Below are 14,940 nucleotides of genomic sequence, written 5' to 3' on the forward strand. Positions count from 1 at the left end.
GGGTCGGGAAACCCGGGGACCTTCACAGCCCTGGCAGGAGCGATCTCGGCGAGCGGAGTGTTTAGCGCTCGACCTCGCCGCGGATGAACTTCTCGACGTTCTCGCGGGCCTCGTCGTCGAAGTACTGGACCGGCGGGGACTTCATGAAGTACGAGGACGCCGACAGGATCGGGCCGCCGATGCCGCGGTCCTTGGCGATCTTCGCGGCGCGCAGGGCATCGATGATGACACCCGCGGAGTTCGGGGAGTCCCAGACCTCGAGCTTGTACTCCAGGTTCAGCGGGACGTCACCGAAGGCGCGGCCCTCGAGGCGGACGTAGGCCCACTTGCGGTCGTCCAGCCAGGCCACGTAGTCGGACGGGCCGATGTGGACGTTCTTCTCGCCGAGGTCCCGGTCGGGGATCTGGGAGGTGACTGCCTGCGTCTTGGAGATCTTCTTGGACTCCAGGCGCTCGCGCTCGAGCATGTTCTTGAAGTCCATGTTGCCGCCGACGTTCAGCTGCATCGTGCGGTCCAGGATGACACCGCGGTCCTCGAACAGCTTCGCCATGACGCGGTGCGTGATGGTGGCGCCGACCTGGGACTTGATGTCGTCACCGACGATCGGCACACCGGCCTCGGTGAACTTGTCCGCCCACTCCTTGGTGCCGGCGATGAAGACCGGGAGGGCGTTGACGAAGGCGACCTTGGCGTCGATGGCGCACTGGGCGTAGAACTTCGCCGCGTCCTCGGAGCCCACGGGCAGGTAGCAGACCAGGACGTCGACCTGCTTGTCCTTCAGGATCTGGACGACGTCGACCGGCTCGGCCTCGGACTCCTCGATGGTCTGGCGGTAGTACTTGCCGAGGCCGTCGAGGGTGTGGCCGCGCTGGACGGTGACACCGGTGGTGGGCACGTCGCAGATCTTGATGGTGTTGTTCTCGGAGGCGCCGATCGCGTCCGCGAGGTCGAGGCCGACCTTCTTGGCATCGACGTCGAACGCGGCGACGAACTCGATGTCGCGCACGTGGTAGTCACCGAACTGCACGTGCATCAGGCCGGGGGCCTTGGACGCCGGGTCGGCGTCCTTGTAGTACTCGACTCCCTGCACCAGCGACGCGGCGCAGTTGCCCACGCCGACGACGGCTACGCGAACCGAACCCATTCCGGTTGCTCCCTGTGTGTACGAGTGAGGCCCTGACTGGGACTCACGTGGCGGTGTCGCCGGGCGTATCCGTCCGGGGGGTCTCCCCGGGACGAGGCAGGCCGCCCGTCGATCCAGTGGTGGTGTCCTGCTGAGCGGACCCCCCGGACGCGGAACCCCTCAGGTCGCGCCCGGCCCGCTCGCTCTCGATGAGCTCGTTCAGCCAGCGCACTTCGCGCTCCACGGACTCCATCCCGTGGCGCTGGAGCTCAAGTGTGTAGTCGTCGAGGCGCTCCCGCGTGCGGGCCAGAGAGGCGCGCATCTTCTCCAGGCGCTCCTCCAGGCGGCTGCGCCGGCCCTCCAGCACGCGCATGCGCACATCGCGCGAGGTCTGCCCGAAGAAGGCGAACCGTGCGGCGAAGTGCTCGTCCTCGTACGCGTCGGGGCCCGTCTGCGAGAGCAGTTCCTCGAAGTGCTCCTTACCCTCCGCCGTCAGCCGGTAGACGATCTTGGCGCGGCGTCCGGCGAGCGGAGCGGCGAGGGCGTCCTCGTGGGTGTTGCCCGGTTCCTCGATCAACCAGCCGCTGGCGACCAGCGTCTTGAGGCAGGGGTACAGGGTCCCGTAGCTGAACGCACGGAACACCCCCAGGGACGTGTTGAGGCGTTTGCGCAGCTCATAGCCGTGCATCGGGGACTCGCGCAGCAGGCCGAGCACGGCGAACTCAAGGATGCCGGAACGTCGGCTCATCGTCGCCTCCTCTCGGTCCCGCAGTCACTCCCGCGGGTCTCGCAGTGCCTCTCAGCGTCTTTATCTCGCGCTGATGTATCGACTCGATACATCCCGACGATAGAACGGCCTTCCGCAGGGGACAAGAGGGGCGACGGTGAACGGGATCACATCACCGATTCATACGATGCAAGTTGCCTGTTTTGGGGTGAACTTCAGGGCTCAGCGGGTTTTGGCGGTGCGTAGTCTGTGCGGCATGCACATCACCGGGAACCGAGTGACGTCTGGGGAGCGTCGTCGTCCCCGGTGCAGTACGGGTGAATGCAGGACCGACCACATCCGTACTCCGGGGGGACCGGAAATCAGCCGCCGTTCCAGGCGCGCACGGGTGCGCCTGCCCGAGGAGTAATCGTTCGATGAGCGAGCACCGTCGCAAACCGCCGCAGCCGCAGGGAGGCGGACGTGCCGCGGCCCGACGCGGTCAGTCCGACTCGTCCTCCGGCCGCCGTGCGGCGCCGCGTGGCGCCACCGGATCTTCTGCCGACTCCTATGGGTCCAGTTCCTATGGGTCGGACAGCGGTCCGGGAGGTGAGGACCGTACCTACGGCGGCCGTGCCGAGGCCCGCCGGGCGGCGCAGAGAGGCGGCCGCCGCAGAGGCGCCGACACCGCGGGTCCGGGCGGTCGGCGCGGCGGCCCGGGCGGTCCCGGCGGCCCCGGGCGCGGCAGGGGCCGCGCGACGACCGCACCCGGCAAGAAGAGGTTCATCGACTATCCCCGGTCCGGGAAGTACGGCTGGCGCCGCTGGATGCCGTCCTGGAAGCTCGTGACCGGCATGTTCATCGGCTTCATCGGAAGCCTGGTGGCAGTGGCGGGCATCGGGTACGCCATGGTCTCGATCCCCAGCGAGAACGATGCGGCCAAGTCCCAGAACAACGTCTACTACTGGGCCGACGGCACGCAGATGGTGGCCACGGGTACCGGCGTCAACCGGCAGAACGTCAACATCGACCAGATCCCCGCGGCGATGCAGTGGGCTGTGATCTCGGCCGAGAACAAGAGCTTCTACCAGGACTCGGGTGTCGACCCCCAGGGGCTCCTGCGCGCCCTGGTCAACATGGCGCGGGGCGGCCAGACCCAGGGTGGTTCGACGATCACCCAGCAGTTCGTGAAGAACACCTACCTGAGCCAGGAGCAGACCCTCACCCGTAAGTTCAAGGAGATGTTCATCTCCGTCAAGGTGGGGACGAAGCTCAAGAAGCAGCAGATCCTTCAGGGCTACCTGAACACGTCGTACTTCGGCCGCGGCGCCTACGGCATCCAGGCGGCGGCGCAGACGTACTACGGCAAGGACGCGAAGGACCTCACGCCGAGCGAGTGCGCGGTGCTCGCGGCGCTGCTCAAGGGTCCGACGTACTTCGACCCGGCCGGCAACCCGGACTTCGACAAATCCGCGACCCAGCAGGCCAACACGAAGCGTTCGCAGGACCGCTGGGGGTGGATCCTCCAGCAGATGCACAACGACCACCACCTCACCGACGCCCAGTACCAGGAGGCCATCAAGCAGTACCCCATGCCCGACGGCCGTAAGGCGACGAAGGGCATGACCGGCCAGATCAGCTACCTGGTGGACACGGCGAAGAAGTACGTCCTCGCGCACTCGGACATCACTGAGACGCAGTTCGACCAGGGCGGGTACCAGATCAGGACGACCTTCGACAAGGACAAGGTCAACGAGCTGGCCGCGGCCGTGAAGAAGGTCCAGAAGGACCGCCTCGACCCGAAACACCGTGACCTGGACAAGTACGTCCAGTTCGGTGCGGCGTCGGTCAAGCCCAAGGACGGCGCGATCGTTGCCCTCTACGGCGGTGACGGATACGAGAACGGCCACTTCACGAACAACGCCGACACCTCCGGCGTGCCGGTCGGTTCGACGTGGAAGCCGTTCGTGCTCGCGGCGGCCATGCAGTACGGGACCTACAAGACCGAGCCGCAGGGTATCTCCCCGTTGAGCAAGTACAACGGCGACGACCACCTCAAGGTGTTCAAACCCGACGGGTCGTACTACCTCAACAAGGACAACTCGCCCTTCTATCAGAACAACGAGAGCAAGTACAAGTGGGGGTACATCTCCCTCCGTAAGGCGATGGAGCAGTCCATCAACACGCCGTTCGTGCAGCTCGGTGTGGATGTGGGACTGACGAAGGTCCGGGACGTGGCCAAGGCGTCCGGCATCCTCGACGACAGCTTCTCGACGCTGAACCCGTCCTTCGCCATCGGTACCTCGACCCCGAGCGCGATCCGTATGGCCGACGCGTACGCGACGTTCGCCGCGTCCGGTGAGCACGCGGATCCGTATTCGGTGACCTCCGTGAAGAAGGACGGTCAGGAGGTGCCGGGCTTCACCAAGCCGAAGACCACCACGGCGATGGACGGGAACGTGGCGAACAACGTCACGGACGTCCTGCAGAACGTGATCCAGAACGGTACGGGTGAGAACGCCAAGGCCCTGGGCCGTACTGCGGCGGGCAAGACCGGTACCACCGACAGCAACAAGTCGGCCTGGTTCGTCGGCTACACCCAGCAGCTGTCCACCTCGGTGGCGATGTTCCGTGAGAACCCGAAGGACCACGAGCTGTTGTCCATGAACGGCACGGCCGGCGTTGCGTCGATCCACGGTGGTGACATCCCGACGTCGGTGTGGACCGAGTACATGAAGGGCGCGCTGAAGAACGCCAACGACCAGGGCTTCCCGGCGGCCACCGAGATCGGCAAGGTCCAGGACGAGGCAGGTGCTCCCACCCCGACTCCGACCCCGAGCATCACGCCGAGCCCGACGGCGAGCGCGTCGCCGAGCCCGACGCCGAGCGCGACGAACACGTCCCCGTCCCCGACGGCGAGCGACACCTGCCAGTGGAACTGGGGCAACCCCTGCAACGGCACCAACGGCGGCAACGGCAACGGTGGCACGGGCACGGGTGGCACCACCGGAGGTGGCTCTCCCACGCCCACGCCGACGGATACGACCGGCACCGGAACCACGCGAGGCAACGGCAACGGAGGCATCTTCGCGGGCCAGAACGGTTAACAGCCGGGCCTGACCGGTTGGCGTCCTTTCGCCCATCGCGGGTGTTTCACGTGAAACATGGGCCGCTGCACCCCACCAGGTGCGGCGGCCCTCGGCTTTTTCCCAGGCGCGTACGGCAGGATGTGCCCCATGCCCAGTGCAGAGATGATGCCCGCGAGCATGCACGAGCCCGAGCATGTGCGGCCCGCCGAGGCAGAACCGGTGCAGCCGACCAGGGAGGACGAGGTCGCCGCGGCCGGCAGTGAGCTGATCGGTGGCCCCATCGGACGGCGTGCCCTGCTCGGGATGTCCTGGTGGACGCCCGTACGGGTCGTCGCGCTCGTGGCGATCGGCATGTTCGCCCTCGGCATGGTCCAGAAGGCGCCCTGCTACAACAGCGCCTGGTTCTTCGGCGCGAGCTCCCAGTACACCAAGGCCTGCTATTCGGACATCCCGCACCTCTACCAGGGGCGCGGATTCGCCGACCATCTCGTGCCGTACTTCGACAGACTTCCGGACGACATGTCCGGCGGCATGGGCTACCTCGAATACCCGGTGCTGACCGGTGTGTTCATGGAGGTGGCCTCCTGGCTGACCCCGCACAGCGGCACCATCCAGCACCAGGAGCAGTGGTACTGGTTCGTCAACGCCGCAATGCTGCTGGTGTGCGCGGTCGTCATCGCCGTCTGCGTGGCCCGCACCCAGCGCCGGCGCCCCTGGGACGGTCTCCTCGTCGCCCTGGCGCCCGCTTTCGTGCTGAACGCGACCGTCAACTGGGACCTGCTGGCCGTGGCGCTCACGGCCGCCGCGATGCTGATGTGGTCCCGGAGCCGTCCCGTCGCCTTCGGTGTCCTTCTGGGCCTCGCCACGGCCGCCAAGCTCTATCCGGTGTTCCTGCTCGGCCCCCTGTTCGTGCTGTGCTGGCGGGCCGGCAAGTGGCGGGAGTTCGCCCAGGCCACGCTCAGCACGGTGATCGCCTGGCTCGTGGTGAACCTGCCGGTGATGCTGTTCGCCTTCCAGGGCTGGTCGAAGTTCTACACGTTCAGCCAGGAACGGGGCGTCGACTTCGGCTCCTTCTGGCTGATCTGGGCGCAGAACTCGACCAACCCGCCCTCCACCGGCTTTGTGAACACCGCCGCCACGGTGCTGGTGCTGCTGTGCTGCCTGGGTATCGCCGTGCTGACGTTCACCGCCCCGCGCCGGCCGCGCTTCGCCCAGCTGGTTTTCCTGGTGGTGGCGGCCTTCATCGTCACCAACAAGGTCTACTCCCCGCAGTACGTCCTGTGGTTGGTGCCGCTGGCGGTGCTCGCCCGGCCCAAGTGGCGTGACTTCCTGATCTGGCAGGCCTGCGAGGTGGCGTACTTCCTGGGGATCTGGATGTACCTCGCGTACACCACCAGCGGAGACGCCCACAAGGGGCTGCCGACGCAGGGCTACCACTGGGCGGTCGTGCTGCACCTGGTGGGCACGCTGTACCTGTGCGCCGTCGTCGTACGCGACATCCTCATGCCGGAGCGGGACGTGGTGCGCCGCGCCGGTGACGACGACCCCTCGGGCGGGGTGCTCGACGGCGCGGAGGACGTCTTCGTGCTCGGTGCGGCGGCCTACCAGCCGCGCCACGCCGCCCACTTCGAGGGGCCTCAGGTGGACTGGGGCAGGCCGCTGCCGCCTTCCCCCGAGGACCGTTCGCTCTGAGCGAACTGCCTTTCAGGGGGCCCACGCAGAAGGCCGTACCCGGGTGCTCCGGGTACGGCCTTCTCGCTGTATTGAAGCTGTCGTGAAGCCGTCCTGAAGGGGACTCGGCGTCCTGGACCGGGCTTCAGCGGTCCACGATGCGGTCGAACTGGGTCGTGGTGTGCCGCAGATGGGCCACCAGCTCATCGCCGACCTGAGGCTCCGGGGCGTCCGAGGGCACGAACAGGATCGACACCTGCATGTGCGGCGGCTCGGCGAACCAGCGCTGCTTGCCGCCCCAGACGAACGGAGAAAGGTTCCGGTTGACCGTGGCGAGGCCGGCCCGTGCGACGCCCTTGGCGCGCGGCATGACGCCGTGCAGGGCCTTCGGGGCCTCCAGCCCCACCCCGTGCGACGTTCCGCCCGCCACGACCACCAGGTAGCCGTCCGAGGCCGCCTTCTGCTGCCGGTAGCCGAACCGGTCGCCCTTCGCCACGCGCGTGACGTCCAGGACGGCACCGCGGTACTCGGTGGAGTCGTGGTCGCCCAGCCACAGCCGCGTGCCGATGCGGGCACGGAACCGGGTCTGCGGGAACTGCTGCTGGAGCCGGATGAGATCGTCCGCCTTGAGGTGGCTGACGAACATCGTGTGCAGCGGCAGCCGGGCCGCGCGCAGCCGGTCCATCCAGCCGATGACCTCCTCGACGGCGTCCGAGCCGTCGGTGCGGTCCAGCGGCAGATGGATGGCGAATCCTTCCAGCCGGACGTTCTCTATGGCCTGGTGCAGCTGCGGCAGGTCCTGCTCGCTGATGCCGTGCCGCTTCATCGAGGACATCACCTCGATGACGACACGGGCGCCGACAAGGCCGTACACACCGTCCACCGACGACACCGAGCGCACCACCCGGTCGGGCAGCGGCACGGGCTCCTCGCCGCGCCGGTACGGCGTCAGCACCAGCAGGTCACCGCCGAAGAAGTCCTTGACGCGCGCGGCCTCGTAGGTCGTGCCGACGGCGAGCAGGTCCGCGCCGAGCCGCGTGGCCTCCTCGGACAGGCGCTCGTGCCCGAAGCCGTAGCCGTTGCCCTTGCAGACCGGGACGAGTCCCGGGAACTGCTCCTGCACGTGCTTGTGGTGCGCACGCCAGCGCGCGGTGTCGACGTAGAGCGTGAGCGCCATGGCCGGACCTGGAACCTTTCTCGTGACTGCGGTGTGGCAGGGGTGTCAGAGCTGTGAAGGCTATGGAATCAAACGCCTACGGCTCAACGGCGCGACATGTAGATGTCGAGCGCCTTGTGGAGCAGCTTGTTCAGCGGGAAGTCCCACTCGCCCAGGTACTCGGCGGCCTGGCCGCCCGTGCCGACCTTGAACTGGATCAGGCCGAACAGGTGGTCCGTCTCGTCCAGCGAGTCGGAGATGCCGCGCAGGTCGTAGACGGTGGCGCCGAGCGCGTAGGCGTCGCGCAGCATCGTCCACTGCATCGCGTTCGAGGGCCGGACCTCACGGCCGATGTTGTCGGAGGCACCGTAGGAGTACCAGACGTGCCCGCCGACGACCAGCATCGTCGCGGCGGAAAGGTTCACACCGTTGTGCCGGGCGAAGTACAGCCGCATCCGGTTGGGGTCCTCGGTGTTGAGGGCCGTCCACATGCGCTGGAAGTACGACAGCGGACGCGGCCGGAAGTGGTCGCGCACAGCAGTGATCTCGTACAGCCGCTGCCACTCGGCCAGGTCCTGGTAGCCGCCCTGGACGACCTCGACGCCGGCCTTCTCGGCCTTCTTGATGTTGCGGCGCCACAGCTGGTTGAAGTTCTTGTGGACCTCTTCCAGGGAACGGTTCGCCAGCGGCACCTGGAAGACGTAGCGGGGCTGCACGTCGCCGAAGCCGGCGCCGCCGTCCTCGCCCTGCTGCCAGCCCATACGGCGCAGCTTGTCGGCCACCTCGAAGGCGCGCGGCTCGATGAAGTCGGCCTCCATGTCGCGCAGCCGCTTGACGTCCTGGTCCTGGATGCCCTTCTTGATGGTCTCCGCGTGCCAGCGGCGGATGATCACCGGCGGGCCCATCTTCACGGAGAACGCGCCCTGCTGCTTCAGGTGCGCCAGCATCGGCTGGATCCAGTCGTCCAGATTCGGCGCGAACCAGTTGATGACCGGGCCCTCGGGGAGGTAGGCGAGGTAGCGCTTGATCTTGGGCAGCTGGCGGTAGAGGACCAGGCCCGCGCCGACCATTTCGCCGGTGCGCTCGTCGAACCAGCCGAGGTTCTCCGAGCGCCACTCCGCCTTGACATCGGCCCAGGCCGGGACCTGCATGTGGCTCGCCGCCGGCAGGCTCTGGATGTAGGCCAGATGCTGCTCGCGGCTGATGGTCCTCAGGGTCAGGCTCATTCGGGGCGCTCCTCGGGCTGGTGTGTCCCCATGGGTACAGGGGCTCCGGCTCTCGCGCCGAAGCCTACTGCGCCTTGCGAGCGCCCCGACTGGGCGTACGGGCCTTAGTCCCGGCCGGATGGGCGACCGGGACGGTCTGTGGGGTTTCGAAAGGGCGTCCGACGGGCGTCGTTCGTCGCTCAGCTGCCGATGAGCCCGCCGAACAGTCCGCCGTGCGCCATGCCGATCAGGAAGCCGACCCCCGCGGCGCCGAGGCCCAGGATCAGACCGAAGCGCTCGCGTGTCGTCACCGAGATCCACTGTCCGTAGATGCCGACGCCCAGCCCCACCAGGCCCGTCCACGAGGTCAGCAGGTGGAGGCCGTGGAAGAAGGACGTGATGAAGGACAGCAGGCCGAGGGCGAGCGTGACCCCCATCAGGGCGTCCTGAAGCGGACGGCGCTTGCCGTCCGTGGCGAAGAGGGAACCGGCGACGGTGGGATGCATTGCCTGTGCCATGGGCACCTCCTGCGGAAGGCGGCGCACAGTAGCGCCGTACACACCCGACGTGTACAGAGTGACGGCCCTCCCCGCGGGATTTCAACCGGAAGCGGGTGTGCGGGTAGTCTGTACCGTCTGCACCGGTGTCTGCCCACCCTTGGCCCAGGTCACACTGCGGGAGCCCGAGACGGCCCCCGATTGTCGGTGGTGGCCGATACTGTTGCGTACGCATCACAACCCTCCTGCCACGGAACGACCGTGGCCGCTGAGTCCAAAGGAGGTGGGTTCCACATGCGTCACTACGAGGTGATGGTCATCCTCGACCCCGATCTGGAGGAGCGCGCTGTCGCCCCCCTGATCGAGAACTTCCTCTCCGTCGTCCGTGAGGGCAACGGCAAGGTGGAGAAGGTCGACACCTGGGGCCGTCGTCGTCTCTCGTACGAGATCAAGAAGAAGCCCGAGGGCATCTACTCGGTCATCGACCTGCAGGCCGAGCCTGCGGTCGTCAAGGAGCTCGACCGCCAGATGAACCTGAACGAGTCGGTCCTCCGGACCAAGGTCCTCCGCCCCGAGACCCACTGAGCTTCCCCGCTCAGCTGATCCCGGGATTCGAGTAGCAAGCAAGCAGCCAGAGCAGCAAACCCGCCGAGAGGTTCCCCATGGCAGGCGAGACCGTCATCACGGTCATCGGCAATCTTGTCGACGACCCCGAGCTGCGCTTCACCCCGTCCGGTGCGGCGGTCGCGAAGTTCCGCGTCGCGTCCACTCCCCGCACCTTCGACCGCCAGACGAACGAGTGGAAGGACGGCGAGAGCCTCTTCCTGACCTGCTCGGTCTGGCGTCAGGCGGCGGAGAACGTCGCCGAGTCGCTCCAGCGAGGCATGCGCGTGATCGTGCAGGGCCGGCTGAAGCAGCGGTCCTACGAGGACCGTGACGGCGTCAAGCGCACGGTCTACGAGCTGGACGTCGAGGAAGTCGGCCCCAGCCTGCGCAACGCCACGGCCAAGGTCACCAAGACCGCCGGTGGCGGCCGCGGTGGCCAGGGCGGTTACGGCGGCGGTGGCGGCCAGCAGGGCGGCGGCTGGGGCGGTGGCCCCGGTGGCGGCCAGCAGGGTGGCGGCGCTCCGGCCGAGGACCCGTGGGCGACCGGCGCTCCCGCCGGTGGCAACCAGGGTGGCGGCGGCTGGGGCGGCGGCTCCGGCGGCGGTGGCGGCTACTCGGACGAGCCCCCCTTCTAAGGGCTCGCATCCACACTTCTTGATCACACAGGAGAAACACCATGGCGAAGCCGCCTGTGCGCAAGCCGAAGAAGAAGGTCTGCGCTTTCTGCAAGGACAAGGTCACGTACGTGGACTACAAGGACACGAACATGCTGCGGAAGTTCATTTCCGACCGCGGCAAGATCCGTGCCCGCCGCGTGACCGGCAACTGCACGCAGCACCAGCGTGACGTCGCCACGGCCGTGAAGAACAGCCGTGAGATGGCGCTGCTGCCCTACACGTCCACCGCGCGCTAAGGGAAGGGTGACCAACTCATGAAGATCATCCTCACCCACGAGGTCTCCGGCCTCGGTGCCGCGGGCGACGTCGTCGACGTCAAGGACGGTTACGCTCGCAACTACCTGATCCCGCGGAACTTCGCGATCCGCTGGACCAAGGGTGGCGAGAAGGACGTCGAGCAGATCCGCCGCGCTCGCAAGATCCACGAGATCCAGACCATCGAGCAGGCCAACCAGGTCAAGGCCCAGCTCGAGGGCGTCAAGGTCCGTCTGGCCGTCCGCTCCGGCGACTCCGGCCGTCTCTTCGGTTCCGTCACCCCGGCCGACGTCGCGTCCGCGATCAAGGCTTCCGGTGGCCCCGAGGTCGACAAGCGCCGCATCGAGCTGACCGCTCCGATCAAGACTCTGGGCGCCCACGAGACGTCCGTGCGTCTGCACCCCGAGGTTGCCGCCAAGGTCAACATCGAGGTCGTCGCGGCCTGATCGCTGCGCTCGGTTTGAGCAGCTGAGAGCTTGGCTTGAGCAGCTCTGAAAGGGGCCGCACCGTCGCCGGTGCGGCCCCTTTCGCGTGGCCGGAGCAGGACCGGTGCGGCACCGCGGCATGTTTCACGTGAAACGGTCAGCGGTCACGGGTCAGCGGGTCGCGCCCGTCACGATCCAGCGGCCCGAGCGGGTACGCAGCCACAGGGTCAGCATGCGGACCGTCATCATCAGCGTCATCGCCGCCCACAGCGCGGTGAGTCCGCCGCCGAGTGTGGGCACCAGCAGGGCCACCGGAGCGAACACGGCCAGGGTGACGACCATGGCCCCGGCCAGATACGGCCCGTCGCCCGCGCCCATCAGGACTCCGTCCAGGACGAAGACGATCCCGCAGACGGGCTGGGACAGCGCCACCATCAACAGTGCGGGCAGTGCCGCGTCCTTGACCACGGAGTCGCTCGTGAACAGCGGGAGGAAGAGCGGGCGGGCGGCCACCACGAGCAGGCCCAGCACGACACCGGTGGTGACGCCCCACTGCACCATGCGGCGGCAGGCCTCACGCGCTCCCTGGGCGTCGTCCGCGCCGAGATAGCGGCCGATGATGGCTTGCCCGGCGATCGCTATCGCGTCGAGAGCGAAGGCCAGCAGGCTCCACAGGGACAGAACGATCTGGTGCGCGGCGATGTCGGCGTCGCCGAGATGTGCCGCGACCGCCGTGGCGATCATGAGGATCGCCCGGAGCGACAGCGTGCGCACCAGGAGCGGAACGCCTGCCTGGGCCGAGGCCCGGATACCGACGGTGTCCGGGCGGAGCGAGGTGCCGTGCCGACGGGCTCCCCGGACGACGACGCTCAGATAGACGGCCGCCATGCCGAGCTGGGCGATGACGGTTCCCCAGGCCGAACCGGCGATGCCGAGCCCGGCGCCGTAGACGAGCCCGACGTTGAGGGCGCCGTTGGCGACGAAGCCCGCGATGGCGACGTACAGCGGGGTCCTCGTGTCCTGCAGTCCGCGGAGCACTCCCGTGGCGGCGAGGACGATGAGCATGGCCGGGATGCCCAGCGAGGAGATGCGCAGATACGTCGTGGCGTACGGAGCAGCGGTCGTGGAGGCGCCGAGGAGGTCCACGATGCCAGGGGCCAGGGGAAGGACGACGACGATGACGCCGATGCCGAGCACCAGCGCCAGCCAGATGCCGTCCACGCCCTGCCGGATGGCCGCCGGCAGATCGCCCGCGCCCACACGCCGGGCCACGGCGGCCGTGGTGGCGTAGGCGAGGAAGACGAAGACGCTCACGGCGGTGGTGAGGAGAGCGGAGGCGACGGCGAGACCGGCGAGCTGAGCGGTGCCGAGATGGCCGACAATCGCGCTGTCGGCCATGACGAAGAGAGGCTCGGCGACGAGTGCACCGAAGGCCGGGACGGCCAGCGCGACGATCTCTCGGTCGTGCCGCCGGCGGGTGACCCTGGGTATCTCGGGAGCCTGTGTCATGAGCACTAATCTAATCGTCCACAGGTAAGAGATGCAATTGGTGACTGACCCTTACGTCTCCTTGTGGGGTGTGTCCTTTCGTGTGTCGTTCGAAGCGATCTTGGTCCTACTGGGGAAGTTTTTCTTCTGCACAGCCGGTGGACCGTAAAAGTGCAGGTCAGGCTCTTCCGTCGGGCGAGATAGAGGGCTTGTTCACAGCGCTGTCCACCGGGTCGTGCACAGGTTTCGGCGAGTTCTCCACAGCATCGGGGCCGTCGTCCACATGGCCTGTGGATAACCAGATTGGCTGACGGTGCCGAGAGGCCTACCGTGGTCCGGCGCCCGCTCCTTCCCCCGGCCCGGGAAGCGTCCTTTCCTCGGCCCTGGAATCGTCACAAACCTGACGCGTCCGAACCGGAGTTGGGCCTCTTATTTGTCAGTGTCGTGCCGTACAAAAGAGGACACGGCGAGGTCCGCCGTGCGGACGGGAGGAGGTGGCTCGGTGAGCATTTCCGAGCCCTTGGACGATCCGTGGGCCGACAGCGGACCCAGTGATCGTCTGCCCGCCTCCCGTCGGCGCGGTGAGGGTGGCCGGGGTCGTGGCGAACAGCACGACCGGGGCCGGGAGAACGGCGACTGGGACGGCGGCGGATCGTCCTTCGAGCGGGTGCCGCCGCAGGACCTGGATGCCGAGCAGTCGGTGCTGGGCGGCATGCTGCTGTCCAAGGACGCCATCGCCGACGTCGTCGAGATCCTCAAGGGCCACGACTTCTACAAGCCCGCGCACGAGACGATCTACCAGGCGATCCTGGACGTCTATGCCAAGGGCGAGCCGGCCGACCCGATCACCATCGCCGCCGAGCTCACCAAGCGCGGCGAGATCAACAAGGTCGGCGGTGCGTCGTACCTCCACACCCTCGTCCAGACGGTGCCGACGGCGGCGAACGCCGAGTACTACGCGGAGATCGTCCACGAGCGTGCGGTGCTGCGCCGCCTGGTCGAGGCCGGTACCCGTATCACGCAGATGGGATACGCGGCCGACGACGACGTCGACGAGATCGTCAACCGCGCCCAGGCCGAGATCTACGCCGTCACCGAGCAGCGCACCAGCGAGGACTATCTGCCGCTCGGCGACATCATGGAGGGCGCGCTCGACGAGATCGAGGCGATCGGCTCGCGCAGCGGCGAGATGACGGGTGTGCCGACCGGGTTCACCGACTTCGACTCGCTGACGAACGGTCTGCACCCGGGCCAGATGATCGTCATCGCGGCCCGTCCCGCCATGGGTAAGTCGACGCTCGCGCTGGACTTCGCGCGTGCCGCCTCGATCAAGCACAACCTGCCCAGCGTCATCTTCTCCCTCGAAATGGGCCGCAACGAGATTGCGATGCGTCTGCTGTCCGCCGAGGCCCGCGTCGCCCTGCACCACATGCGGTCCGGCACGATGACCGACGAGGACTGGACCCGGCTCGCCCGCCGTATGCCGGACGTCTCGGCCGCCCCGCTCTACATCGACGACTCCCCGAACCTGTCGATGATGGAGATCCGCGCCAAATGCCGGCGCCTGAAGCAGCGCAACGACCTGAAACTGGTCGTCATCGACTACCTCCAGCTGATGCAGTCCGGCGGTTCCAAGCGCGCCGAGAGCCGTCAGCAGGAGGTCTCGGACATGTCCCGTAACCTCAAGCTGCTCGCCAAGGAGTTGGAGATCCCGGTCATCGCGCTGTCCCAGCTCAACCGTGGCCCCGAGCAGCGCACCGACAAGAAGCCGATGGTCTCCGACCTGCGTGAGTCCGGCTCCATCGAGCAGGACGCCGACATGGTCATCCTGCTGCACCGAGAGGACGCCTACGAGAAGGAGTCCCCTCGCGCGGGCGAGGCCGACCTGATCGTGGCCAAGCACCGAAACGGCCCGACGGCCACGATCACGGTCGCCTTCCAGGGCCACTACTCCCGCTTCGTGGACATGGCCCAGACCTGATTCCGGGCGGACCGGAAGACGGGGAAATGGATTCGACGCCCGCGGCCCGACCAGGTGGACT

General features: G+C 67.6%; 13 protein-coding genes. 7 read left to right on the top strand and 6 right to left on the bottom strand.

Translation table 11 applies throughout. From position 1 onward, the window contains the following. Positions 1-61: 61 nt before the first annotated feature. Complete coding sequence (locus ACH47Z_RS14665) at positions 62-1,144, bottom strand: inositol-3-phosphate synthase (protein WP_399073600.1); 1,083 nt, start codon at positions 1,142-1,144, stop codon at positions 62-64. Positions 1,145-1,187: 43 nt separating this feature from the next. Further along, positions 1,188-1,871 (bottom strand): helix-turn-helix transcriptional regulator, encoded by a 684-nt coding sequence (locus tag ACH47Z_RS14670; protein ID WP_399073601.1) that lies wholly within the window; start codon positions 1,869-1,871, stop codon positions 1,188-1,190. A gap of 785 nt (positions 1,872-2,656) precedes the next feature. On the opposite strand from ACH47Z_RS14670, the gene ACH47Z_RS14675 reads away from it, so the two are divergent. Then, complete coding sequence (locus tag ACH47Z_RS14675; RefSeq protein WP_399073733.1) at positions 2,657-4,936, top strand: transglycosylase domain-containing protein; 2,280 nt, start codon at positions 2,657-2,659, stop codon at positions 4,934-4,936. 129 nt (positions 4,937-5,065) lie between these two features. Next, positions 5,066-6,610 carry a glycosyltransferase family 87 protein gene (locus ACH47Z_RS14680; RefSeq protein WP_399073602.1) on the top strand — a complete coding sequence of 515 codons (1,545 nt, stop codon included), beginning with the start codon at positions 5,066-5,068 and terminating at the stop codon, positions 6,608-6,610. A 124-nt stretch (positions 6,611-6,734) separates the two neighbouring features. Here ACH47Z_RS14680 and ACH47Z_RS14685 read toward each other — a convergent pair whose 3' ends face one another. From ACH47Z_RS14685 to ACH47Z_RS14695, 3 genes are all read right to left on the bottom strand, one after another. Further along, on the bottom strand, positions 6,735-7,766 hold the full coding sequence (locus ACH47Z_RS14685) for an alanine racemase (protein ID WP_399073603.1): 1,032 nt from the start codon (positions 7,764-7,766) through the stop codon (positions 6,735-6,737). A gap of 83 nt (positions 7,767-7,849) precedes the next feature. Then, a complete protein-coding gene (gene femX / locus ACH47Z_RS14690; RefSeq protein WP_399073604.1) occupies positions 7,850-8,971 on the bottom strand; it encodes a peptidoglycan bridge formation glycyltransferase FemX in 1,122 nt (373 codons plus the stop codon). A 179-nt stretch (positions 8,972-9,150) separates the two neighbouring features. Next, on the bottom strand, positions 9,151-9,468 hold the full coding sequence (locus ACH47Z_RS14695; protein WP_399073605.1) for a hypothetical protein: 318 nt from the start codon (positions 9,466-9,468) through the stop codon (positions 9,151-9,153). Positions 9,469-9,741: 273 nt separating this feature from the next. Between ACH47Z_RS14695 and rpsF the strand changes: the two genes are divergently transcribed. The 4 genes from rpsF (at position 9,742) to rplI (ending at position 11,431) form a co-directional block, all read left to right on the top strand. Then, positions 9,742-10,032: a 30S ribosomal protein S6 gene (rpsF, locus tag ACH47Z_RS14700; protein ID WP_005482942.1), complete on the top strand. Its 291-nt coding sequence runs from the start codon at positions 9,742-9,744 to the stop codon at positions 10,030-10,032. 77 nt (positions 10,033-10,109) lie between these two features. After that, the gene (locus ACH47Z_RS14705; RefSeq protein ID WP_399073606.1) at positions 10,110-10,688 is read left to right on the top strand and encodes a single-stranded DNA-binding protein; all 579 of its coding nucleotides are present in this window, start codon (positions 10,110-10,112) and stop codon (positions 10,686-10,688) included. Between the two features lie 41 nt (positions 10,689-10,729). Further along, a complete protein-coding gene (gene rpsR / locus ACH47Z_RS14710; protein ID WP_003949403.1) occupies positions 10,730-10,966 on the top strand; it encodes a 30S ribosomal protein S18 in 237 nt (78 codons plus the stop codon). An 18-nt stretch (positions 10,967-10,984) separates the two neighbouring features. Further along, a complete protein-coding gene (rplI, locus tag ACH47Z_RS14715; RefSeq protein ID WP_399073607.1) occupies positions 10,985-11,431 on the top strand; it encodes a 50S ribosomal protein L9 in 447 nt (148 codons plus the stop codon). A 150-nt stretch (positions 11,432-11,581) separates the two neighbouring features. Here the strand turns inward: rplI and ACH47Z_RS14720 are convergent, their stop codons facing one another. Continuing rightward, complete coding sequence (locus ACH47Z_RS14720) at positions 11,582-12,919, bottom strand: MATE family efflux transporter (protein ID WP_399073608.1); 1,338 nt, start codon at positions 12,917-12,919, stop codon at positions 11,582-11,584. 481 nt (positions 12,920-13,400) lie between these two features. Between ACH47Z_RS14720 and dnaB the strand changes: the two genes are divergently transcribed. Further along, the gene (gene dnaB, locus ACH47Z_RS14725) at positions 13,401-14,879 is read left to right on the top strand and encodes a replicative DNA helicase (RefSeq protein ID WP_399073609.1); all 1,479 of its coding nucleotides are present in this window, start codon (positions 13,401-13,403) and stop codon (positions 14,877-14,879) included. Positions 14,880-14,940: the final 61 nt, after the last annotated feature.

The sequence above is a fragment of the Streptomyces sp. NPDC020192 genome, assembly GCF_044388685.1.
GTDB lineage: Bacteria > Actinomycetota > Actinomycetes > Streptomycetales > Streptomycetaceae > Streptomyces.